The sequence below is a fragment of the Streptomyces sp. NPDC038135 genome, assembly GCF_055601245.1.
Window position 1 is genome coordinate 270,694 of the sequence record NZ_JBVJXS010000006.1, and the last position, 22,246, is coordinate 292,939.

21 protein-coding genes and 1 pseudogene are annotated in these 22,246 nt (G+C 73.5%); 13 read left to right on the top strand and 9 right to left on the bottom strand.

The genetic code is table 11. The features are described from left to right. Positions 1 to 14 precede the first annotated feature (14 nt). From ACZ7JA_RS18850 to ACZ7JA_RS18865, 4 genes are all read left to right on the top strand, one after another. A complete protein-coding gene (locus tag ACZ7JA_RS18850) occupies positions 15 to 524 on the top strand; it encodes a flavin reductase family protein (RefSeq protein ID WP_470809264.1) in 510 nt (169 codons plus the stop codon). Between the two features lie 219 nt (positions 525 to 743). Beyond that, the gene (locus ACZ7JA_RS18855; protein WP_351660474.1) at positions 744 to 1,529 is read left to right on the top strand and encodes an electron transfer flavoprotein subunit beta/FixA family protein; all 786 of its coding nucleotides are present in this window, start codon (positions 744 to 746) and stop codon (positions 1,527 to 1,529) included. Between the two features lie 53 nt (positions 1,530 to 1,582). Continuing rightward, entirely contained in the window at positions 1,583 to 2,545 is a 963-nt protein-coding gene (locus ACZ7JA_RS18860; RefSeq protein ID WP_389449357.1) for an electron transfer flavoprotein subunit alpha/FixB family protein, read from the top strand. A gap of 180 nt (positions 2,546 to 2,725) precedes the next feature. Next, positions 2,726 to 4,021 carry a DUF6986 family protein gene (locus ACZ7JA_RS18865; protein ID WP_351660479.1) on the top strand — a complete coding sequence of 432 codons (1,296 nt, stop codon included), beginning with the start codon at positions 2,726 to 2,728 and terminating at the stop codon, positions 4,019 to 4,021. 37 nt (positions 4,022 to 4,058) lie between these two features. On the opposite strand, the gene ACZ7JA_RS18870 is transcribed toward ACZ7JA_RS18865, so the two are convergent. Further along, positions 4,059 to 5,108, bottom strand: coding sequence for a LacI family DNA-binding transcriptional regulator (locus tag ACZ7JA_RS18870; protein WP_351660482.1), 1,050 nt, complete (start codon positions 5,106 to 5,108; stop codon positions 4,059 to 4,061). Positions 5,109 to 5,317: 209 nt separating this feature from the next. Between ACZ7JA_RS18870 and ACZ7JA_RS18875 the strand changes: the two genes are divergently transcribed. From ACZ7JA_RS18875 to ACZ7JA_RS18885, 3 genes are all read left to right on the top strand, one after another. Beyond that, positions 5,318 to 6,271: an ROK family protein gene (locus ACZ7JA_RS18875; protein ID WP_470809267.1), complete on the top strand. Its 954-nt coding sequence runs from the start codon at positions 5,318 to 5,320 to the stop codon at positions 6,269 to 6,271. Between the two features lie 109 nt (positions 6,272 to 6,380). After that, complete coding sequence (locus ACZ7JA_RS18880) at positions 6,381 to 6,572, top strand: hypothetical protein (RefSeq protein WP_351660485.1); 192 nt, start codon at positions 6,381 to 6,383, stop codon at positions 6,570 to 6,572. A 142-nt stretch (positions 6,573 to 6,714) separates the two neighbouring features. After that, entirely contained in the window at positions 6,715 to 7,770 is a 1,056-nt protein-coding gene (locus ACZ7JA_RS18885) for an NUDIX hydrolase (RefSeq protein WP_470809269.1), read from the top strand. Positions 7,771 to 7,838: 68 nt separating this feature from the next. Here the strand turns inward: ACZ7JA_RS18885 and ACZ7JA_RS18890 are convergent, their stop codons facing one another. Together ACZ7JA_RS18890 and ACZ7JA_RS18895 are read right to left on the bottom strand one after the other, a co-directional pair. Next, the gene (locus tag ACZ7JA_RS18890; protein ID WP_470809271.1) at positions 7,839 to 8,555 is read right to left on the bottom strand and encodes an MBL fold metallo-hydrolase; all 717 of its coding nucleotides are present in this window, start codon (positions 8,553 to 8,555) and stop codon (positions 7,839 to 7,841) included. Positions 8,556 to 8,617: 62 nt separating this feature from the next. Beyond that, positions 8,618 to 9,973 (bottom strand): dipeptidase, encoded by a 1,356-nt coding sequence (locus tag ACZ7JA_RS18895; protein WP_351660493.1) that lies wholly within the window; start codon positions 9,971 to 9,973, stop codon positions 8,618 to 8,620. Between the two features lie 131 nt (positions 9,974 to 10,104). Here ACZ7JA_RS18895 and ACZ7JA_RS18900 point away from each other — a divergent pair, with 131 nt between their 5' ends. Beyond that, the gene (locus ACZ7JA_RS18900) at positions 10,105 to 11,358 is read left to right on the top strand and encodes a geranylgeranyl reductase family protein (RefSeq protein WP_470809274.1); all 1,254 of its coding nucleotides are present in this window, start codon (positions 10,105 to 10,107) and stop codon (positions 11,356 to 11,358) included. Here the strand turns inward: ACZ7JA_RS18900 and ACZ7JA_RS18905 are convergent. Beyond that, positions 11,348 to 11,809, bottom strand: a complete 462-nt coding sequence (locus ACZ7JA_RS18905; RefSeq protein ID WP_389449344.1) for a nitroreductase family deazaflavin-dependent oxidoreductase — start codon at positions 11,807 to 11,809, stop codon at positions 11,348 to 11,350. The two genes, ACZ7JA_RS18900 and ACZ7JA_RS18905, sit on opposite strands and share 11 nt — an antisense overlap. A 146-nt stretch (positions 11,810 to 11,955) precedes the next feature. On the opposite strand from ACZ7JA_RS18905, the gene ACZ7JA_RS18910 reads away from it, so the two are divergent. After that, positions 11,956 to 12,651: a TetR/AcrR family transcriptional regulator gene (locus ACZ7JA_RS18910; RefSeq protein ID WP_470809276.1), complete on the top strand. Its 696-nt coding sequence runs from the start codon at positions 11,956 to 11,958 to the stop codon at positions 12,649 to 12,651. An 848-nt stretch (positions 12,652 to 13,499) separates the two neighbouring features. Here ACZ7JA_RS18910 and ACZ7JA_RS18915 read toward each other — a convergent pair. Beyond that, positions 13,500 to 14,981 carry an MFS transporter gene (locus ACZ7JA_RS18915; RefSeq protein ID WP_351660505.1) on the bottom strand — a complete coding sequence of 494 codons (1,482 nt, stop codon included), beginning with the start codon at positions 14,979 to 14,981 and terminating at the stop codon, positions 13,500 to 13,502. Positions 14,982 to 15,065: 84 nt separating this feature from the next. Between ACZ7JA_RS18915 and ACZ7JA_RS18920 the strand changes: the two genes are divergently transcribed. Continuing rightward, the gene (locus tag ACZ7JA_RS18920; RefSeq protein WP_403683992.1) at positions 15,066 to 15,464 is read left to right on the top strand and encodes a MarR family winged helix-turn-helix transcriptional regulator; all 399 of its coding nucleotides are present in this window, start codon (positions 15,066 to 15,068) and stop codon (positions 15,462 to 15,464) included. 7 nt (positions 15,465 to 15,471) lie between these two features. Here the strand turns inward: ACZ7JA_RS18920 and ACZ7JA_RS18925 are convergent. Both ACZ7JA_RS18925 and ACZ7JA_RS18930 read right to left on the bottom strand, forming a co-directional pair. Continuing rightward, positions 15,472 to 16,213: pseudogene (locus tag ACZ7JA_RS18925) on the bottom strand (maleylpyruvate isomerase family mycothiol-dependent enzyme). 111 nt (positions 16,214 to 16,324) lie between these two features. After that, positions 16,325 to 17,491: an MFS transporter gene (locus ACZ7JA_RS18930; RefSeq protein WP_351660513.1), complete on the bottom strand. Its 1,167-nt coding sequence runs from the start codon at positions 17,489 to 17,491 to the stop codon at positions 16,325 to 16,327. 441 nt (positions 17,492 to 17,932) lie between these two features. On the opposite strand from ACZ7JA_RS18930, the gene ACZ7JA_RS18935 reads away from it, so the two are divergent. Further along, complete coding sequence (locus ACZ7JA_RS18935) at positions 17,933 to 18,298, top strand: luciferase domain-containing protein (protein ID WP_470809279.1); 366 nt, start codon at positions 17,933 to 17,935, stop codon at positions 18,296 to 18,298. A 57-nt stretch (positions 18,299 to 18,355) separates the two neighbouring features. Here the strand turns inward: ACZ7JA_RS18935 and ACZ7JA_RS18940 are convergent, their stop codons facing one another. After that, positions 18,356 to 19,135: a DeoR/GlpR family DNA-binding transcription regulator gene (locus ACZ7JA_RS18940; protein WP_351660519.1), complete on the bottom strand. Its 780-nt coding sequence runs from the start codon at positions 19,133 to 19,135 to the stop codon at positions 18,356 to 18,358. Positions 19,136 to 19,258: 123 nt separating this feature from the next. Between ACZ7JA_RS18940 and ACZ7JA_RS18945 the strand changes: the two genes are divergently transcribed. Beyond that, positions 19,259 to 20,140 (top strand): SIS domain-containing protein, encoded by an 882-nt coding sequence (locus ACZ7JA_RS18945; protein WP_470809282.1) that lies wholly within the window; start codon positions 19,259 to 19,261, stop codon positions 20,138 to 20,140. A gap of 26 nt (positions 20,141 to 20,166) precedes the next feature. Next, positions 20,167 to 21,057: a class II fructose-bisphosphate aldolase gene (locus ACZ7JA_RS18950; protein ID WP_470809284.1), complete on the top strand. Its 891-nt coding sequence runs from the start codon at positions 20,167 to 20,169 to the stop codon at positions 21,055 to 21,057. Here ACZ7JA_RS18950 and ACZ7JA_RS18955 read toward each other — a convergent pair. Then, positions 21,044 to 22,180, bottom strand: coding sequence for a methyltransferase (locus ACZ7JA_RS18955; RefSeq protein WP_470809582.1), 1,137 nt, complete (start codon positions 22,178 to 22,180; stop codon positions 21,044 to 21,046). The genes ACZ7JA_RS18950 and ACZ7JA_RS18955 overlap by 14 nt on opposite strands. Between the last annotated feature and the right edge of the window lie 66 nt (positions 22,181 to 22,246).

The following is a 22,246-nucleotide window of genomic DNA, read 5'->3' on the forward strand; positions in this document are numbered from 1 at the left end:
AGAAGGACAACCACGTGACGGCCACTGACGAACTCGGCGCCCACCAGCTCGCCTCTCCCGATCTGCTGCGCTCCACCTTCCGCCGGCACGCCGCGGGCGTGGCGGTGATCACCGCGCGTGGCGCCGCGGGACCGGTCGGCTTCACCGCCACCTCCCTCACCTCCGTCTCGGCCGAGCCGCCGCTCGTCTCCTTCGGCATCGGCACCGGCGGCTCGAGCTGGCCCGCCGTGGCGACGTCCGAGTACGTGGGCGTCCACATACTCGGTGAGCACCAGAGCGACCTGGCGGCCACCTTCGCCCGCAGCGGGGCCGACCGGTTCGGGGCGCCCACGGTCTGGCGCGAGGGTCCGGAAGGCGTGCCCGTGCTCGACGACGTGCTCGCCTGGCTGGTCTGCCGCGTGGTCGGCCGCGTCCCGGCCGGCGACCACCGCATCGTGCTCGCCGAGGTGGTCCTCGGCGACTCGGCGGGCGCCGGCCGCCCCCTCCTCTTCCACCAGGGCCGCTTCAGCGGACTGCGGGACTGATCACGCCGCCGCCACCCTGCGCCGACGTCCGATCCCGGTTACGCTGCGTTGCGAAGGTCACAGTTCAAAGCGCTTGCTTAGCGGGCATGAACTGGGTGTACTGACGAGTAATATTTCGGTCGGAGCGCGCGGACGCCCCGACCGGGATCGGCCGCTTGAGGCGCCTATGCTGCCTCCAAGAGGCAGCCCGGAAATAGACGATGCAGTAGGAGAGCCGGCGTGAGCTTGAGGATCGTTGTCACTGTGAAGTACGTGCCCGACGCCACTGGCGACCGGCACTTCGCCGATGACCTGACCGTCGACCGCGACGACGTGGACGGTCTGCTCTCCGAACTGGACGAGTACGCGGTCGAGCAGGCGCTGCAGATCGCGGAGGACGCGGACGACGCCGAGGTCACCGTGCTGACCATCGGTCCCGAGGACGCCAAGGACGCGCTCCGCAAGGCCCTGTCGATGGGCGCCGACAAGGCGATCCACGTCGAGGACGACGACCTGCACGGCACCGACGCCATCGGTACGTCCCTGGTGCTGGCCAAGGCCATCGAGAAGGCCGGCTACGACCTGGTGATCTCCGGCATGGCCTCCACCGACGGCACCATGGGCGTCGTCCCGGCGCTGGTCGCCGAGCGTCTCGGCGTCCCGCAGGTCACGCTGCTCTCCGAGGTCTCGGTCGAGGACGGCACGGTCAAGGGCCGCCGTGACGGCGACGCCGCCAGCGAGCAGCTCGAGGCCTCCCTGCCGGCCGTCGTGTCCGTCACCGACCAGTCGGGCGAAGCGCGCTACCCCTCCTTCAAGGGCATCATGGCGGCCAAGAAGAAGCCGGTGGAGTCCTGGGACCTGTCCGACCTGGACATCGAGGCCGAGGAAGTCGGCCTGGAGGGCGCCTGGACCAAGGTCGACGCCGCGAACGAGCGTCCGGCCCGCACGGCCGGCACCATCGTCAAGGACGAGGGCGAGGGCGGCAAGCAGCTCGCCGAGTACCTCGCGAGCCAGAAGTTCATCTAAGGGCTCGCCCCCGCTGACCGCCCCTCAACTTCGTTACGCAGGAGAGCAATCCCATGGCTGAAGTCCTCGTCTACGTCGACCACGTGGACGGTGCCGTCCGCAAGCCGACCCTCGAGCTGCTGACCCTGGCCCGCCGCATCGGCGAGCCGGTCGCCGTCGCGCTGGGCAACGGCGCCGCCGACACCGCCGCCGCGCTCGCCGAGCACGGTGCGGTGAAGGTCCTCACCCACGAGGCGTCCGAGTACGCCGACTACCTGGTCGTCCCGAAGGTGGACGCCCTGCAGGCCGCCGTCGAGGCCGTCTCCCCGGCCGCCGTGCTGGTCCCGTCCTCCGCCGAGGGCAAGGAGATCGCCGCCCGTCTGGCGCTGCGTATCGGCTCCGGCATCATCACCGACGCCGTCGACCTCGAGGCCGGCGACGAGGGCCCGGTGGCCACCCAGTCGGTGTTCGCCGCGTCCTTCACCACCAAGTCCCGCGTCAGCAAGGGCACCCCGGTCATCACGGTCAAGCCGAACTCGGCCGCCGTGGAGGCCGCCCCGGCCGCCGGTGCGGTCGAGGCCCTGAGCGTGTCCTTCTCCGAGAAGGCCACCGGCACCAAGGTCACCGGCCGTACGCCGCGTGAGTCGACGGGCCGCCCGGAGCTGACCGAGGCCGCGATCGTGGTCTCCGGCGGCCGCGGCGTCAACGGCGCCGAGAACTTCTCGATCATCGAGGCGCTTGCCGACTCCCTCGGCGCGGCCGTCGGCGCCTCGCGCGCCGCGGTGGACGCGGGCTGGTACCCGCACACCAACCAGGTCGGCCAGACCGGCAAGTCGGTCTCGCCGCAGCTCTACATCGCCAACGGCATCTCCGGCGCGATCCAGCACCGCGCGGGCATGCAGACCTCGAAGACGATCGTGGCCGTCAACAAGGACGCCGAGGCCCCGATCTTCGACCTGGTCGACTACGGCGTGGTCGGCGACCTCTTCGACGTCGTCCCGCAGCTCACCGACGAGGTCAAGGCCCGCAAGGGCTGAGTTCCCCCTCGCACCACGAGGCCCCTGTGACCGGCGCGGTCACGGGGGCCTCGGCGCATCCTGGACACAACCGCACCGGTGCCGCCGGTGCCGCCGGGGTGTTGACCGCGCGGAAGCACCCCGGATAACTTCGTTCAACGGATTGTTGATTCCGTAGAGCGGAAAATTGGAGGGTGTGGGATGGGTCAGCAGGAGAAGGTGGCCACGAGCCTCGCGGGCGTCGTCAGCGAGGAGATCAGCGCCTCCCTCGCGCCGGTCGACGCGGAGCTGGCGCGCCGCTACCCGGGCGACCCCGGCACCCGGCAGCCCGTCCACACGGTGTACGTCCCCGGTGACGCCTTCGACGCCGGCACCATCCGCTCGTGGGGCGACCGGGCCCTCGCGGCGCTCGACGAACACGCCCCCGACGCCGCCTCCTTCGCCGCGGTGCTCGGCCTGTCCGACGAACTCGCCGAGCCGGTGTACTCCCGCGTCCGCGCCAAGCTGGAGCGCGAGCCGGTGGAGGACCTGCGCGTCGACTTCGAGGACGGCTACGGCCCCCGTCCGGACGCCGAGGAGGACGAGACCGCCGCGCGCGCCGCCCGGCTGATCGCCGAGGCGTACCGCGACGGCACCGCGGCCCCGTACATGGGGATCCGCATGAAGTGCATGGAGGCCGCGGTGCGCGACCGGGGCATCCGCACCCTCGACGTCTTCCTCACCGGACTGATGGAGGCCGGCGGACTCCCCGCCGGACTCGTGCTGACCCTGCCGAAGGTGACGTACGCCGAACAGGTCGCGGCGTTCGCGCGGCTGCTGGGGGCCTTCGAGGAGGCACACGGACTGGCGGCCGGGCGGCTCGGCTTCGAGATCCAGATCGAGACCAGCCAGTCCATCCTCGCCGCCGACGGCACCGCCACCGTCGCCCGGATGATCCAGGCCGCCGGCGGCCGGGCCACCGGACTGCACTACGGCACCTTCGACTACAGCGCCTGCCTCGGCGTCTCCGCCGCCCACCAGGCGAGCGACCACCCCGCCGCCGACCACGCCAAGGCGGTCATGCAGGTCGCGGCCGCGGGCACCGGCGTACGCGTCTCGGACGGCTCCACCAACGTCCTCCCGGTCGGCCCGGCCGAGCAGGTCCACAACGCCTGGCGCCTGCACTACGGCCTCACCCGCCGCGCCCTGGCCCGCGCCTACTACCAGGGCTGGGACATGCACCCCGGCCACATCCCGACCCGCTACGCCGCCGTCTTCGCCTTCTACCGCGAGGGCTTCGAGCAGGCCGCGGGCCGCCTCGCCCGCTACGCCAGCCGGGCCGGCGGCGACGTCATGGACGAGCCCGCCACCGCCAAGGCCCTCAGCGGCTACCTGCTGCGCGGCCTGGACTGCGGGGCCCTCGACATCGCCGAGGTGGCCCGGCTGAGCGGACTGACCCGGGCCGACCTGGAGGGTTTCGCGGCGCCCCGCCGCGGCGACCTGACGGTATCCGCGTAGCCGGAACGTCCGGCCGGCCGGGCCGCGGGAGAGCGGCTCAGCCGGCGGGCGGCAGCTCGCCCGAGCCGCGGGTGATCAGCCGGGTCGGCAGTTCGATGCGCTCCGGCGCGACGAGGCTGCCGTCCAGCTGGCGGAAGAGGCGCTCGGCGGCGGTCCGGCCGAGCGCGGCCGCGTCCTGGGCGACGACGGTGACGCCCGGCTGGAGCAGGTCCGCCAGCTCGATGTCGTCGAAGCCGACGAGCGCGGCCGGACGGGGCCGCTCGGCGAGGACCCGGATGACGGTGACCGTCACCCGGTTGTTGCCGGTGAAGATCGCGGTGACGGGGGAGGGGCCGGACAGCATCTCCTCGGCCGCCCGGCGCACCCGCTCGGGGTTCGTCGCGCCGAGGGACATCCAGGCGTCCTCGACGGGTATCCCGGCGTCCTCCATGGCGGCCCGGTAGCCGCGCAGCCGCTCCGCCGCGGTGTGGATGCGGGGCATGTCGCCGATGAAGCCGATCCGGCGGTGGCCGTGCGCGATCAGGTGGGCCACGCCGTCCCGGGCGCCCCCGTGGTTGTCGGAGAGGACGACGTCGGCGTCGATCTTCCCGGCGGGCCGGTCCACGAACACCGTGGCCACGCCCGCCCGCAGCTCCGGCTCCAGATAGCGGTGGTCGTCGCCGGCCGGGATGATCACCAGTCCGTCCACCCGCCGCGCGCACAGCGCCAGCGCCAGCTCCTGCTCGCGGTCCGGGTCCTCCGCGCTGGAACCGTTGATCAGCAGCGCGCCGTGGGCGCGGGCCACCTCCTCCACCGCGCGGCTGAGCGGGCCGTAGAAGGGGTCCGCGAGATCCTCCAGGATCAGGCCGATGCTGGCGGTACGGCCCTTGCGCAGCACCCGCGCGCTGTCGTTGCGGCGGAAGCCGAGCGCCTCGATCGCCTCCTGCACCCGGCGCTCGGTGTCCGGGGTGACGCCGGGCTCGCCGTTGACCACCCGGGACACCGTCTTCAGGCCCACCCCGGCCCGGGCCGCCACGTCCTTCATCGTCGGGCGGTTGCCGTAACGGTTCCCGGGGAGGCGGTCTGCGCGGCGGGTGGTCTCGGGCACGATGCGGTGTCCTGTCCTGTGTCCGTGGATTCCGGTGGGGCGGCTGCTGCGTTCGATGGTTTGTATGAGGATGTGGCGTCGAGCATAGAGCCTGGACAACGTTGTCAGATGCGGACAGACTGTTCACCGCTGTCTCCGGCCTGCGCCCCCACCGTCTGACCGGCCGCGTCTGTTTGGTTTTCGAGCATCAACGGGGAGATCTGACTGTGATGTACACCGACCTGGTGGCGGCCCTCGACATCGGCGGCACCAAGATCGCCGGCGCGCTGGTGGACGGGCACGGACGGATCCTGGCCCGTGCCCAGCGCGCGACACCGGCCCAGCAGGACGGAGAAACGGTCATGCGGGCCGTCGGGGGAGTGCTCGTCGATCTCGCCGGCTCCCCGCTGTGGGAACGGGCTGGCTCCGTCGGCATCGGCAGCGCGGGCCCGGTGGACGCCTCGGCGGGCACCGTGAGCCCGGTGAACGTGCCGGGCTGGCGTGATTTCCCGCTGGTCGAGCGGGTGCGTGAGGCCACCGGCGGGCTGCCGGTGGAGCTGATCGGCGACGGGGTGGCCATCACCGCGGCGGAGCACTGGCAGGGGGCCGCCCGCGGCCACGACAACGCGCTGTGCATGGTGGTCTCCACGGGCGTCGGCGGCGGTCTGGTGCTGGGCGGCCGGCTGCATCCCGGTCCGACCGGCAACGCCGGGCACATCGGGCACATCAGCGTCGACCTCGACGGCGACCCGTGCCCGTGCGGCGCCCGCGGCTGCGTCGAGCGCATCGCCAGCGGCCCCAACATCGCCCGGCGGGCCCTGGAGCGGGGCTGGCGGCCCGGTCCCGACGGGGACGCCTCCGCCGCTGCCGTCGCCGCCGCCGCGCGGGCCGGCGACCCGGTGGCCGTGGCGTCCTTCGAACGGGCCGCGCAGGCCCTGGCCGCCGGGATCGCGGCCACCGCGACGCTGGTGGAGATCGACATCGCCGTGATCGGCGGGGGCGTCGGCAAGGCCGGCGACATCCTTTTCACGCCTCTGCGCAAGGCGCTCACCGACTACGCGACCCTCTCCTTCGTGCGGCGCCTGACGGTCACCCCGGCGCAGATGGGCACGGACGCGGGCCTGGTCGGCGCCGCGGCGGCCGCGCTGTCCCGCCGTCCGGACGCGACGGCGGCGGGGGTCTGAGCCCGGCAGCCGTCGGCCACGGCCTCGGGACCGGGCCGCCGTAGCCCGGGCGGGGGCGAATCCGCGTCATCCGCGTGACCCCGCGCAGGGTTCGGCAGTTGATCAGGGCATGAAGAAGCGCAGCATGCTCGCCATCGCCTCCCTCGCCACCGGATTCGTGGTGGCCGCCGTCACCCCGTCCCACGCCGCGGACCAGCAGCCCGTCCGTGGGCTCAAGCTGACCAACACCCTCGGCGACGTGGACCACCTGGTCAACCAGGCCACCCTGGCCGTGGCGGAGGACGCGCGGGGCAGGAAGTAGTCCCCGCACCCCGGGCGAAAGTGCCGGTGTCACCCTCGCGGGAGGCACCGGCACTGGCGTGAGCGCGCCCTCAACTGGGCGTGGTTTCCGTGGCAGGGTGGAGCGGGCAAGCCACAGGGGGCCAACAGAAGAGGGGGAGTCCGTGACCGTCGTCTGGATCAACGGCGCGTTCGGTGCGGGGAAGACCACGACCGCACGGGAACTGATCGAACTGATCCCGAACAGCACGCTCTTCGACCCCGAGGTCATCAGCGCGGCGCTTCCGCACCTGCTGCCGCCCAAACGCCTCGCCGAGGTCGGCGACTTCCAGGACCTGCCCATCTGGCGCCGGCTCGTGATCGATACGGCGGCCGCGATGCTGGCTGAGCTGGGCGGCACGCTCGTCGTTCCCATGACCCTGCTGCGCCAGGAGTACCGCGACGAGATCTTCGGCGGCCTCGCCGCCCGCCGGATCCCCGTGCGGCATCTGCTGCTCGCCCCGGCGGAAACGATCCTGCGGGAGCGCTCGGCCGCTCGCGAGTTCCCGCCGGACGTTCCCGCCGGCGCCCCAGGGCAACGGCAGTGGGCCTACGACCACCTGGAGCCCTACCGGGCCGCCCTCGCCTCCTGGCTCACCGCCGACGCCCACCTCGTGGACACCAGCCACCTCACCCCGTACCAGACCGCCGTCCGCATCGCCGACGCCGTGGGCAGCGGCGCCGTGCCCCACGTCGACATAGTGCAGACGCCCGAGCCGACCGCGGAGACCCTCGCCGCCGGGGTGCTGCTCTTCGACGAGCAGGACCGGGTGCTGCTCGTGGACCCCACCTACAAGCCCGGCTGGGAGTTCCCCGGCGGAGTCGTCGAGCGCGGTGAGGCGCCCGCCCGGGCCGGGATGCGGGAGGTGGCCGAGGAGACCGGCATACGGCTGCGCGAGGTGCCCCGGCTGCTGGTCGTGGACTGGGAGCGGCCCGCCCCGCCCGGCTACGGCGGACTGCGCCTGCTCTTCGACGGCGGCAGGCTGGACTCCGCCGAGGCGGCCCGGGTGCTGCTGCCGGGGCCGGAGCTGCGCGGCTGGCGGTTCGCGACCGAGCAGGAGGCCGCCGGCATGCTGCCGCCGGTGCGCTACGAGCGGCTGCGCTGGGCACTCCGCGCCCGGGAGCGGGGATCCGCCGTGTATCTGGAGGCCGGGGTGCCGGTCGTGGGCCGGGCGGCCTGACGCACTTCCGTCCGTCGCCGCCCTCGCCGCCCCTTGACCGCCCTCGCCGCCGCTGACCGCTCTCGCCGTCAGCCGGCGGCCGGACCGCCGTCGGCCGCTCTCCTCAGGGCGGCCGACGCACCGCCCAGCACCGGTTCGCCGTGCCCGAAGCAGGCCAGTCGGGCATCGAGCGCGGCCAGTCGGTCCAGGGACCGCAGCAGTCGTGGGCGGTCGAGGTTGAACACGCCCGGCATGACCGACCCGTCGACCGGCGAGGCGGCCACCGTGTCGCCGGTGAACAGCACGCCCTCGTCGGGCACGAACAGCGCGATGCTGCCGTCCGTGTGCCCGGGGACGTGCAGCACCCGCGCGCCGCCGCCGAAGCCGAGCACCGCGCCGTCGGACAGCGGAGTGACCTGCCGGGGACGCTCCGGCTCGCCCCTCGGAAGGTGCCGTGACGCCTCCGCGTGGATCGGCACCTCCCAGTCCTCGAACCGCGGTGCCGGGCCCGGGCGTTCACCGAGCACGAACGGCGCGTCCAGCTCGTGCGCGAACACCTCGGCGCCGCTCAGCGCGGCGAACTCGGCCGCGCCGCCGGCGTGGTCCTCGTGGAAATGGGTCAGCACGATCCGCCGTACGTCCCCGGGGGCGCGGCCCAGCGCCGTGACCGCCCCGGCGATCGCGCGGCCGGCGCCCAGCACCCCGGTGTCGATCAGCGACAGCTCGTCGCCATCGCGCCAGAGATAGGCCTGGCCGACCGGGAAGCGCAGCAGGTGCAGGCGGGGGAGCAGCTCTACGACGTCCATGCGCCGAAGGTAGGCGGCGCCCCCGCCGGGTGGCGAGGGCGCTCTGCCGCGGGCAGAAGGGTTCAGCCCGCCGCGTAGTTGGTCAGGAACAGCGCCTCGGCGACCGACAGCCGCTCCAGCTCCTGCGGGGACACGCTCTCGTTGACCGCGTGGATCTGCGCCTCGGGCTCGCTCAGGCCGATCAGCAGGATCTCCGCCTGCGGGTAGAGGCCGGCGAGGGTGTTGCACAGCGGGATCGAGCCGCCCTGGCCTGCGTAGCTCATCGCCTCACCCGGGTAGGCGACCGCCATCGCGTCGGCCATCGCCTGGTAGGCCGGGCTGGAGGTGTCGGCGCGGAAGGGCTGGCCCTGGCCGATCTGCTCGGTGGTGACCCGGGCGCCCCACGGGGTGCGCGCCTCGATGTGCGCCTGCAGCAGCTTGGTGGCCTCCGCCGCGTCCACGCCCGGCGGCACCCGCAGGCTGATCAGCGCCCGCGCGCCGGCCTGCACCGACGGGGTGGCGCCCACGACCGGCGGGCAGTCGATGCCGAGCACGGTGACCGCGGGGCGGGCCCAGATGCGGTCCGCGACCGAGCCGCCGCCGATCAGGTCCACGCCGTCCAGCACCCTGGCGTCCTTGCGGAACTGCTCCTCGGTGTACTCGAGACCGTCCCAGCGCGCGGTGGCGTCGAGCCCGTCGACCGTGGTCGAGCCGTCCTCGGCGCGCAGCGAGTCCAGGATCCGGATCAGCGCGCCGAGCGCGTCCGGGGCGGCGCCGCCGAACTGGCCCGAGTGCAGGTTGCCGGCGAGGGTGTCGACCTGGACCCGGATCATGGTCATGCCGCGCAGGGTGGTGGTGACCGTGGGCAGACCGACCCGGAAGTTGCCGGCGTCGCCGATGACGATCGTGTCCGCGCGCAGCAGCTCGGGGTGCTGCTCGGCGTAGCGCTCCAGACCGCCCGTGCCCTGCTCCTCGGAGCCCTCGACGATCACCTTGACGTTCACCGGGACGCCGCCGTTGGCCTTGAGCGCGCGCAGCGCGAGCAGGTGCATGATCACGCCGCCCTTGCAGTCGGCGCTGCCGCGGCCGTACCAGCGGCCGTCCCGCTCGGTCAGCTCGAACGGCGGAGTGGTCCAGCCGGCCTCGTCGAGCGGCGGCTGGACGTCGTAGTGCGCGTACAGAAGAACCGTTTTTGCACCCTCCGGGCCCGGCAGGAAGCCGTACACCGACTGGGTGCCGTCCGGGGTGTCCAGCAGGGCCACGTCCACGAAACCCTCGGCGCGCAGCGCGTCCGCGATCCAGTTCGCGGCGCCCTCGCTCTCGCTCCTCGGGAACTGCGCGAAGTCGGCCACCGACTTGAAGGCGACCAGTTCGGCCAGCTCCGCCCTGGCCCCGGGCAGCAGCGAGGCGACGGTCTCGGCGACCGGATTCGACGACATGGGCACGCTCCTCGTGGGTGCGACGTTGTACCGGGTGAGTACACCGATCCTCCCACAGCGGTCCGTCGTGATCGTCGCCGTAGGATGCGGGGGACAGTGCGGCAGCGGCTTGATCGGAGCAGTAGACCATCGTGAGCGGCGAGAACTCTTCGGCGGACGACGTGCAGCGGGTATGGGACGTCGTCGTGGTGGGCGCGGGACCCGCGGGCGCCTCGGCGGCCTACGCGGCGGCGGTCGCGGGGCGGCGCGTGCTGTTGCTGGAGAAAGCCGAGCTGCCGCGCTACAAGACGTGCGGCGGCGGCATCATCGGCCCGTCCCGTGACTCGCTGCCACCGGGCTTCGAGCTTCCCTTCCGGGACCGCGTGCACGCGGTGACCTTCTCCCACAACGGCCGCTTCGCCCGCACCCGCCGGTCCCGGCAGATGCTGTTCGGGCTGATCAACCGGCCCGAGTTCGACGCTCAACTGGTCGAGCACGCGCAGAAGGCGGGCGCCGAGCTGCGCACCGGCGTCGCCGTCCAGCGTGTCGAGCAGCACGGCTCGACGGTGCCCGACCGGCGCACCGTCGCGGTGGTGCTGCAGGGCGGGGAGACCGTGCTGGCCCGTGCGGTCGTCGGCGCCGACGGCAGCGCCAGCCGCATAGGGGCGCACGTCGGCGTGAAGCTGGACCAGGTCGACCTCGGCCTGGAGGCGGAGATCCCGGTGCCGGAGACCGTCGCCGAGGACTGGAAGGGGCGGGTGCTCATCGACTGGGGCCCCATGCCGGGCAGTTACGGCTGGGTCTTCCCGAAGGGCGACACGCTCACGGTCGGTGTGATCTCGGCGCGCGGCGAGGGTGCGGCCACCAAGCGGTACCTGGAGGACTTCATCGCCCGGCTCGGTCTCGCCGGCTTCGAGCCGAGCATCTCCTCGGGGCATTTGACGCGCTGCCGCGCCGACGACTCGCCGCTCTCCCGCGGCCGGGTGCTGGTCTGCGGCGACGCGGCGGGGCTGCTGGAGCCGTGGACCCGGGAGGGCATCTCCTTCGCGCTGCGCTCGGGCCGGCTGGCCGGCGAGTGGGCGGTCCGGATCGCCGAGGCGCACGACGCGGTGGACACCCGTCGCCAGGCCCTGAACTACGCGTTCGCGATCAAGGCGGGGCTCGGCGTCGAGATGAGCGTCGGCAAGCGGATGCTGGTCGCGTTCGAGCGCCGTCCCGGGGTCTTCCACGCGGTCCTCACCGGCTTCCGTCCCGCGTGGAAGGCGTTCAAGGAGATCACGCAGGGGTCGACGTCCCTTGGTGAGCTGGTCCGTTCCCATCCGCTCGCCCAGCGCGCCCTGACCGCGTTCGACCGGAGCCGGGGCACGGACGCGCCGGCCGTCGCGGAGGACACCGTCACTCCGTGACCGTGATCCGGAAGACGGGGTGGTCGCCGGCCGCCGCCAGGATCTCCTCGTCGGAGGACTTGGCCGTCACGCCCTGGAAGTACTGGTTGACCTCCCAGCCCCACTTCTCCAGGTAGGTCCGCAGGATCGGGAGCTTCTCGGCGTCGGGGAGCTCCACCGCGGTGAACGCGCGCACCTTGCGGCCCACCCGCAGCTCGCCGCCGCCGGCGACCCGCATGTTGCGCACCCACTGGGAGTGGCCGCGCGCCGAGACGAGATAGCGCGCGCCCTCGTGGCTGTGCGGGTTGACCGGGATGCGCTGCATCTGCCCGCTCTTGCGGCCCCGCACGGACATCTCGGCGCTTCCGGCGAGGCTGAGTCCGTGCCGGGCGAGCCAGCCGATGACCCCGTTGAGCCGGACGTTCAGCGGACTGCCCTTGAGGTAGTACGGCGAAGAAGAAGACGACGACATGGCGACCCCCACGATTCTGGAGAGCAGTGCTCTCGGCTGACTCCAGTGTGGAGCAGACGGGTGCTCCGAAGCAAGAGCAGTGCTCTCTTTTATGTTCACTGCTCTCGATTGTGTGCACTGATCCGCCTTCGTGGGACACTGCTGCCATGAGCACCGCACAGGGCGCCCGCGCGCGGGCCAGGACCGAAGTGACCGCGGCCATCAAGGACGCGGCGCGCAGACAGCTCGCGCAGGAGGGCGCGGCCAAGCTCTCGCTGCGGGCCGTCGCCCGCGAACTGGGGATGGTCTCCTCCGCGCTGTACCGGTACTTCCCCAGTCGGGACGACCTGCTGACCGCGCTGATCATCGACGCCTACGACTCCCTCGGCGAGGCGGCCGAGGCCGCCCACCCGGCGGCGCCCAGCGGCGACCCCGTGCGGCGCTGGACGGCGGTGTGCGAGGCGGTACGCGTCTGGGCCCTCGCCCATCCGCACGAGTACGCGCTGATCTACGGCTCTCCGGTGCCGGGGTACTCCGCACCGCAGACCACCGTCCCGGCCGCCGCACGCGTCGGACTGCTCCTCATCGGCATCGTCCGCGACGTGCACGGCGCCGGCGGCCTCGCCGAGCTGCCCCTCACCGCCGAGCTGCGCCCCGAGGCCGAGCGGCTGGCGGCCGACCTCGCGCCCGGCCTCCCCGCTGAGGCGGCGGCGGCCCTGGTGGCGGCCTGGGCCGAACTCTTCGGGCTGGTCGGCTTCGAGGTGTTCGGACAGTTCAACCGGGTGGTCGAGGACCGCGAAGCCTTCTTCCGCCACGCGGTGACGCGGCTCGCCGAAAGCTGCGGCCTGACGCTCCGGTCCTGACATCCGGGGCTCGCCCATCGGGAGTTCGGCCCAGCCGCCCCTGGCGTCGGCGCGCGGTGACGCGGGGCGCCGGAGGCTGTGGCCTGACGCTCCTGTCATGACATCTGGGGCTCGCCGAGCGGGAGTTCGGCCCAGCCGTCCCCGGCGTCGGCGCGCGGTGATGCGGCTCGCCGGAGGCTGTGGCCTGACGCTCTGGTCCCGACGCCAAGGGCTCGCCGAGCGGGAGTTCGGCCCAGCCGTCCCCGGTGTCAGCGCGCGGTGATGCGGCTCGCCGGAAGCTGTGGCCCGACCCTCCGGTCCTGACGCCAGGGGCTCGCCCAGCGGGAGTTCGGCCCGGCCGCCCCCCGGTGTTGGTGCGCGGTGGCGGAAGCGGCCGAGGGCTTCCGGCTGGTTGGCGTCTGCCGCCCGGGGCGTGCCCGGTCTGCGACGCGGGCGGTGGGGTACGTGCGCGGGCCGCGCCTAGGTCGTCCGGCGGGGCGTGGACGCCGAGCGGTCGCGGATCGCCCCCGAATCGGGCACTGCGTGCTCGCGCGCGGCACCTTCCCCGTCAACGCCCAGGCAAGCGCCGGCCTCTCGCGCAGCCGGACGGAGGGCAGGTGCCGGCCTCACCGCGGCCGCATGGGGGCCGGGATCCGGCCGCGGCGGCGCTCACGGGCGGCCGGCGAGAGTGAGGCGCGCCCGGTTCCGCTTGTCACCGGGCCGACCGGCGAGGTGAGGCGCGCCCAACTCCGCTCGCCCCGGGGCCGGCCGGGCCGGGACCCGGTCTCCGGTACGCGCCGGTGTGCGTCCGGCGGGCCACAACTCCCGCCGGACGCACACCTCGCGCCGTTCCCGCCGGCCGCCATTCGTCAGTCGCGGACCGGTACGCGTTCCGCTCGCGGTTCCTCGACCGCGGACCGGGCGACGACGAGCGACGGCAGGCTGCGGTGGCGGCGCATCCCGGTGAGCGTCATCAGCAGTCCGGCCACGGCGATGCCCGTGACCACCATGAATCCCGGCCGGTAGCTGTCCAGGACGCCCTGCGGGGTGGGGGCGGCGGGCGCGGCCGCGGTCACCACGGCCGTCACGACCGCCAGGAAGATCGCGCCGCCCACCTGCACCGAGGTGTTCAGCAGCCCGGAGACCATGCCCTGCTCGTGGTCCTCGACCCCGTTGGTGGCCTGGATGTTGAGCGAGGGGAAGACCAGCGCGCAGGCCGCGCCGATCAGCAGCATCGACGGCAGGATCACGGCCGCGTACACCGGATTCAGGTCGACGCGCAGGAACAGCGCGTACCCGGCGACCATCAGGGCGAAGCCGGTCGCGATCAGCCGCGGGGTGCCGAACCGGTCGACGATCGCGCCGACCTTCGTCGACGAGACGGCCACCAGAGCACCCGCCGGCAGGAAGGCGAGCGCCGTGTGCAGCGCCGACCAGCCGAGCAGCGACTGCATGTAGAGGGTGGTCAGGAACTGGAAGCCGACGTAGGAGCCGAAGAAGGCCACCGCGCCGAGCTGGGCCCGGACCTGGCTGCCCGAGCGCAGCACGCCGAGCCGGATCAGCGGGCTCGGCGAGCGCCGCTCGACGAGGACGAAAGCGGTCAGCAGGACGACGACGGCCAGGAAGGACAGCAGCGTGCGGGCCGAGGCCCAGCCGGCCTCCGGCGCCTGGACCACGGTGAAGACCAGCAGCAGCATCGACGCGGTGCCGAGGACGGCGCCCGGGATGTCGTAGCCGCCGTGGTTCTCCTCGCGGGCGCTGCGGGGCAGCAGCCGGAGGCCGGCGAGGAGGGCGATCACCGCGACCGGCGCGGGCAGCAGCATGGTCAGGCGCCAACTGGCCTCGGTGAGCAGGCCGGAGAGGACCAGGCCCATGGAGAACCCGGTGGCGGCGCAGGTGGTGTAGATGGAGAGCGCGCGGTTGCGCAGCGGCCCCTCGGGGAACGTCGTGGTGATGATCGACAGGCCCGCCGGTGCCGTGAAGGCCGCGCTCAGCCCCTTGATGAAGCGGCTGGCGATCAGCAGCGGACCGGAGTCCACGAGTCCGCCGAGCAGTGAGGCCAGCGCGAAGACGCCGAGAGCCACCAGGAACACCCGGCGCCGGCCCAGCAGGTCGGCGGTGCGGCCGCCGAGCAGGAGCAGCCCGCCGTACCCGAGGATGTAGCCGCTGACGATCCATTGCAGCGTCGACGTGGACAGATGGAGGTCGGCGCCGATGGACGGCAGTGCGACGCCGACCATGGACACGTCCAGCGCGTCCAGGAACATCGCGGCGCACAGCACCAGCAGGGTGCCCCACAGCCGGGGAGTCCAGCGTCCCTCGGCGGCGGGGGTGGTGAGCGGAGAGGTCATGCGAGGAGACTACATGCACGCGCATCGAATGCAAACGCATTTAATTACGGTGCAACAATTCGATTCCTCTGCTACGGTGCGCCCATGACGGGGAACAACGCCGAGAACACGCTCGTGGAGCAGTGGCGGGACATCCTGTCGCTGCACGCCCGCACCCAGTGCGAGCTGGACCGCGCCCTGCACGGACACGGCCTGTGCGCCAGTGACTTCGAGGTGCTCGACGTGCTCGCCGAGGGCGCGGCGGCGGACGGCGGGTGCGCCTACCGCGTGCAGGAGATCTCCGAGCGGGTCCATCTCAGCCAGAGCGCGCTGTCGCGCCTGATAGGCCGTCTGGAGAAGGACGGCCTGGTGTGCCGGGCCATGTGCGAGGAGGACCGGCGCGGGGTCCGTGTGGCCCTCACGGCGAAGGGGCGCGCGCTGCACGGTGAGGTGCTGCCCGTGCAGCGCGCGGTGCTCGGCCGCATGCTGGCCGGGTCCGGCTGACCGGGCGTCAGATCCCGGAGTTCTCCCGCCACAGCGCCGCGAGCGCGCGGTCGCCCGTCATGTCGGGGAGCGGCGCCCGGTTCCACAGCGCCAGGTACAACCGCTCGGCCGTTCCGGCCAGTTCGGCGTCCGCCTCCGCGTCCGCGTCCCGCGAGGTCGCCGGCGGCTGCTCGAGACAGCCGTACGGTCCACACGGCGTCCGCGCCCGCGTCCAGCGCGCGTATCCGCAGCACCCGCGGCCGGTCGGTGCGGACCCGGCTCCTCGCCCGGGCGTGGAAGCCGCGCAGCAGCTCGTCGACACCGTCCGCGGCGAATCCGGTGGCCACCGGGGTCGCCGGGCCGCCCCGCGCCGCCTCCGCGTCGTGGCGGTGGACGGTCGTCTCGTGGGCCTGCCGGCGGGTCCAGAAGGCCAGCGGCGACGGGCAGGGCGCGGGGTGGAAGGTCCAGCAGTCCAGGTCGGCCGGGGCGCCGGCCAGTGTCTCGACCAGCCGGCGATGGCTGTCCCGGTACCAGGTCACCAGCTCGGCGCCGTCCAGGTCGGGGCCTTCGGGGAGGGGGCGCGGCGCGGTGTGCCCGTCGGCGACGATCCCGGCGGCCCACCGGTGCACGGCGCCGGTGTGCCGCAGCAGGTCCCGCACCTGCCACCCCGGGCACGTCGGCACCTTGGCGTCGGTGCCCGCCAGCTCGGCGGCCGCGGCCAGCAGCCGGCCTTCCCGGTCCAGCGTGTGAAGGAACTCGGCAGTCTCCATGGCGGCCACTCTGCCCGATGGAGTGGCCTCGAAGGGACGGGTTTTCCAGGCCCGAGCGGGCGCGGGGCGGGGCGCACCGGGCCCACGTCCGCGCGTCCGGCGCCGCCGCGCTCAGCCGCTCAGCTTCCGCCGGGTCGTCGCCCCGATGGCCGCGGCGACGGCGGCCAGGGCGGCCACGCTGGTGAGCGCGGTGGGCAGGGAGAACCAGTCGGCCATGAAGCCGATCGCGGGCGGCCCGAGGAGCATGCCGCCGTAGCCCAGGGTGGAGGCGACGGCCACACCGGACGGCCCGGCCAGCGCACCCGCCCGTTCCACCGCGACCGGGAAGAGGTTGGCGAGACCGAGCCCGGTGACGGCGAAGCCGAGCAGTGCCGCCCACACGGAGGGCGCCAGCGAGCCCAGCAGCATGCCGGCGGCCGCGGTGGCGCCGCCCGCGACCACCGTGCGGCCACGGCCGAGGCGTTCCAGCAGGGCCGTCCCGGTCAGGCGTCCGACGGTCATGGCGAGCGCGAAGAGCGAGTAGCCCGCGGCCGCCGTCCCCGCGGACGCCGTGAGGTCCTGCTGGAGGTGCAGGGCGCCCCAGTCGGCCATGGCGCCCTCGCCGTAGGCGGTGCACAGCGCGATCAGTCCGAAGACGACGACCACGAGGCGTGTCCTGCCGTCCGGCCGCCGCGCACCGCTGCCGGGCTCCGGGTTCCCGCGCTCCGGCGGGACCGGCGCCTCGTGCCGCAGCAGAGTGCGCCCGGCGACGGCGGTGACCAGCAGTCCGAGCACGGTGATGCCGAGCAGGTGCCGGGTGGGGGAGAGGGCGCCGGCCACCAGCCCGCCGAGGCCCGCGCCGATCATCCCGCCGAGGCTGAAGGCCGCGTGGAAGCTGGGCATGATCGGTCTGCGAAGGGCGGCAACCAGGTCGACGGCGGCGCTGTTGAACGCCACGTTGACCCCGCCGTAGGCCGCTCCGAAGAGCAGCAGGACGGCGCCCAGCGCGGGCGCGGAGTGGGTGAGGGGCGGCAGCGCGACGCTCAGCGCGAGGACGGTCATGCACACCACCGTCACCGGGTGGCTGCCGTAGCGCCGGCAGAACCGGCCGGTCATGGTCATGGTCAGGACGGCTCCGGCGGAGACCCCGAGCAGGGCGAGCCCGAGGGTGCTGGCGGAGGCGTGCGTCTGTTCCTTGATGTCGGGGATGCGGACGACCCAGCCGGCGAAGACGAAGCCGTCCAGGGCGAAGAAGGCCGTGATCGCGGCGCGGAGGCGCGTGAGCCCGTGACCCGGCACGACGCTGTGCGTTCGGGTTTTGTTTATTTGCGGCACAAACGCAGGCTAAGGGCGTCCGTCGAGCTGACGCAAGAGTCGACGGTTGCCTCGGGCATGTGTCCGGCGGGACCGGTGACGGCGCCGGCGGAGGGCACCGGTGGCGGCGGAGCGCACCTCTCGCCGCCCACCGGGCCGTCCGGCCCCGGGCCGGCCGTCGGCCGCACGGTCCGACGAGGTGCCGAACTCAGGCCAAGTGCCGCTGAGCAGGAGTGACTTGCTCCGACGGTGCGCCACGTACGCGCGCAAAACGTCGACTTGAGGAGCACTCGGAGGCTCGGACGGCCGTCCGAGCCCCGGAAACCGCAGCGGATACAGGTCGGTTAATGCTTGCGCACCGGCTGGTTGCCGGGCGGTGAGCAAGTCATGATGGCCTCATGACGTTGGCCTCGCGCGCTCGCGCAATTGGCGACCTGGCCGGACCTGAGACGCGCCGTCCCGAGCTGCGGCACGGGAGAGGCGGTCGACTCGGCCGAGGGTGAGATCGTTCACTTCCACTCCGACCGGGACGTCGATCTGCTGCTGACCGGCCGGGCCGTCCAGCGCTTCGCCAAGGATCTGAAGGCCTCGGGCGCGGTCCGCATCGTGCCGGGCTCCCCGTGGGTCACCCTCCGGCTCGACGCGGCCAGCGACGTCGATCTGCTGCTGACCCTGGTGAGCGTGGCGCTGCAGGCCCGGCAGTCCTGGCCGGACCCGGAGGGGCGGGCGGTGTCCGGTTGCAACGACCAGCGCGGCGCCGGATTCGTGAGCGCCGACCGCAGCGGCTACTGAGCCGCGGGCCCGACCCGGCCGGCGGCGCGTGCCCCCGCGCGCCCTCGGGCCGCGGCCTCACACCGCCAGGACCCGTACTCCCGCCTCCTCGAAGCGGTGCACGGTGTCCTCGGGCACCGCCGTGTCCGTGACGAGCGTGTCCACCTGCTCCGCCGCGCAGATCCGGGCGAAGGCCCGCCGCCCCAGCTTGCTGGAGTCGGCGGCCACCACGACCCGCTCGGCGCGTTCGCACAGCAGCCGGTTGATCGCGGCCTCCGCCTCGTCGTGCGCCGCCGCGCCGTGCGTGACATCGAACGCGACCACGCCGAGCACCGCCACGTCCAGCGTGATCTGCCCCAGCACCCCGTCCGCGAGCGGACCGATGAGCTCGTACGACTGCGGACGCGCGACCCCGCCGGTCACCACGATCTTGAACTGGGGCCGCACTGCCAGCTCGTTGGCGATGTTCAGCGCGTTGGTCACGACGGTCAGGGCGGGTGAGCCGGTGCCCAGGTCGCCGCGCACAGCGAGTGCGCGGGCCACCTCGGTGGTGGTGGTGCCGCCGGTCAGTCCCACCGCCTCGCCCGGTGCGACGAGATCGGCCACCGCCTTGGCGATCCGCTGCTTCTCCGAGGCGCGGCGGGCCGTCTTGTAGCGCAACGGCAGCTCGTACGACACCCCGTGCACCACCGCCCCGCCCCGCGTGCGCACCAGCATCTGCTGCTCGGCGAGCTGGTCGAGGTCCCGGCGGATCGTGGCCGCCGACACCTCCAGCTCGGCCGCCGCCTCCTCGACCTCCAGCCGGCCGCGCTCCACGAGCAGTTCCAGCAGCGCCTTCCAGCGGGCGTCCCGGGACATCCGCGGCCTCCGTTCTCCGTACCCCCGGCGACCCTAGCGCACCTCTCCCTTCGTCCGAATGCTTGATTGTGATCGAAACGCCGCTATATCTTGCAAGAAAAATCAGCAAGGGGAGGGTGTGGCATGAGCCATGTCGAGGACGAGCTGAACAGCCAGCCCGAGTGCTGGATACGCGCGGCCGAGGAGGCCGAGCGGCACCGCGGGGCGCTGCCGGCACCGGGCGAGCGGGTCGCGATCGTCGGATGCGGGACCTCGTACTTCATGGCGCAGGCGGCCGCCGCCCTGCGCGAGGCCGCCGGGCAGGGGGAGACGGACGCCTTCGCCGCCTCCGAGTTCCCGCCGGGACGGTCCTACGACCGGGTCGTCGCCCTCACCCGCTCCGGCACCACCACCGAAGTGCTGGAACTGCTCGCGCGGTCGCGGGGCGGCGCCAGGACGACCGCGATCACCGCCGATCCCGCCACCCCGGTGATGTCGGCCGCCGACGACCTCGTCGTGCTGGACTTCGCCGACGAACGCTCCGTCGTCCAGACCCGGTTCGCCACCACCGCGCTCACACTGCTGCGCGCCCACCTCGGCCTGCACACCGCGGCCGTCGTCGCCGACGCTCGCACGGCTCTCACCGCCCCGCTGCCCGAAGGCCTGGTCGACAGCACGCAGTTCACGTTCCTCGGACGCGGCTGGACCGTGGGGCTCGCGAACGAGGCCGGCCTGAAGATGCGCGAGGCCTCGCTGTCCTGGACCGAGGCCTACCCGGCGATGGAGTACCGGCACGGGCCGATCAGCGTCACCACCGAGGGCACCGCCACCTGGATGCTCGGCGAGGCGCCCGCCGGCCTCGCCGAACAGGTGCGCGGCACCGGCGGATCGTGGATCGCCGGCACGCTCGACCCGCTCGCCGAACTCGTCCGCGTCCAGCGCCTCGCGGTCGCCGTCGCCTCCCGCCGGGGCCTTGACCCCGACCGCCCGCGCCACCTCACCCGCTCGGTGATCCTCGCCTCCTGACCGCCCTTCCGGAAGGGAGACATGCCGTGCCCCTGGCCATCACCGGCGAGCTGGTCACCCGCGCCGCCGAAACCCGCTCCGCCGTCGCCGCGTTCAACGTCATCACCCTGGAACACGTCGAGGCCGTCATCGCCGGCGCCGAGTCCTCCGGCGCCCCCGTGATCCTCCAAGTCAGCGAGAACGCGGTGAAGTTCCGCTACGGGCGCCTGCTGCCGCTGGCCCGCGCCGCCGTCGCCGCCGCCGAACGCGCCGACGTCCCCGTCGCGCTGCACCTCGACCACGTCAAGAGCGACGACCTGCTGCGCCAGGCCCCCGGCGCCGGGTTCGGCTCGGTGATGTACGACGCCGCCCACCTGCCCTACGCCGACAACCTCGCCGCGACCCGGGCCGCCGCCGACTGGGCCCACTCCCGGCGCCTGTGGATCGAGGCGGAGCTGGGACAGATCGGCGGCAAGGACGGCCGGGCCCCGCTCGACGCCCACGCACCCGGCGCGCGCACCGACCCGGCCCAGGCGGGCGACTTCGTCACCGCCACCGGGGTCGACGCGCTCGCCGTCGCCATCGGCAGCGTCCACGCCATGACCACCCGCACCGCGACCCTGGACCACGCCCTGCTCGGGCGGCTGTCCGCCGCGCTGTCCGTGCCCCTGGTCCTGCACGGCTCCTCCGGCGTGCCGGACCACGGCCTGGTGGCCGCCGTCGCGGGCGGCATCACCAAGGTCAACGTCGGCACCGCCCTCAACGCCGCCATGACGGGAGCGGTCAGGGACTTCCTGGCCGCCCACCCGGAGGCCGTCGACTCCCGCACGTACCTGCACGTGGGCAGGGAGGCGATGGCCCGGGAAGTGGCCCGGATCATCGGGGTCCTGACCGGCGGCCGGACCGCGTCCCCCGACGAGGCGGTCAGCTCCGCTTGACCGCCTTCAGCACCACGAACTTCGGATCGCTCGCCACCAGCGTGCTGTTGCCGAACAGCCGCTTCAGCTTGACGTGGTAGCCCAGATGCCGGTTGCCGATCACCCACAGCTCGCCACCGGGGCGCAACGCCCGCTTCGCCCCGGTGAACATCCGCCAGGCCGTCGCGTCGGTGGTCGCCTGGTGGGAGTGGAACGGCGGGTTGTTCAGCACGAGGTCCACACTGCCGGGCGCCACCCCCGCCAGCCCGTCCCCGACCCGGAACTCCGCGTGCCCCGGCACCCCGTTGGCCCTGTACGTCGCCTCGGCGGAGGCCACGGCCTGGAACGACTCGTCCACGAACAGCACTTCGGCCCCCGGATCGGCCAGCGCCATCGCCGTGCCGACCACGCCGTTGCCGCAGCCGAGGTCCGCCACCCGCCCGACGCCCGGCCCGGTGGGCAGGTGCCGCAGGAAGAAGCGGGTGCCGATGTCGAGCCGGTCGGCGCAGAAGACACCCGCGTGGTTGACCACCCGGCGCCCGGAGACCGCCCCGAGGTCCCCGGGCAGGTCGTAGCCGTACGGCCACGGGTTCGCGGGCCGCTCCAGGGCGGGGTCCGGGGAGCAGAGGATCAGCCGGGCCTTCTGCCGGGCCAGTGAGGTCCGGGTCGGCCCGAGGATCCGCTCGAACAGGTTCAGCGTGGAGGTGTGGATCTCCTTCACCATCCCGGTGCCGACCACGACCGTGCCCGCGTGCACCGCGGGCGCGAGCCGCAGCAGCTGGTCCTCCAGCAGCGCCAGGCTCTTCGGCACCCGAACGAGCAGCACGTCCACCCGCTCCGGCGGCGGGTCCTGGGTGGTCAGCAGCCGCACGGCACCGGGTTCGACGCCCGCCCGGGCCAGGTTCGCCCGGGTCGCCTCCTGCCCGAGGAAGGAGTCGGTGATCTGTGCCGGCCGGTGCCGGGCGAGCGCCGTGACCAGCGCGCCCCAGCGGTCCCCGACCACCACGACCGCGCCCGTCAGCGGCACCTCCTCCTCGGCCAGGTGCCGCAGCAGGTACGTGTCGGAGGCGTCCCAGGCGCGCAGCGGGTCGCGGGGATCCTCGGGGAAGCGGGACAGCTCGAACTCGCCCCATGGCGTCGTCATACGGTCGTTCATCGCGCTCCAGGCTAGCCGAGCCGCAGCTCACGACCGTTCGTGCCGGATGCGGGA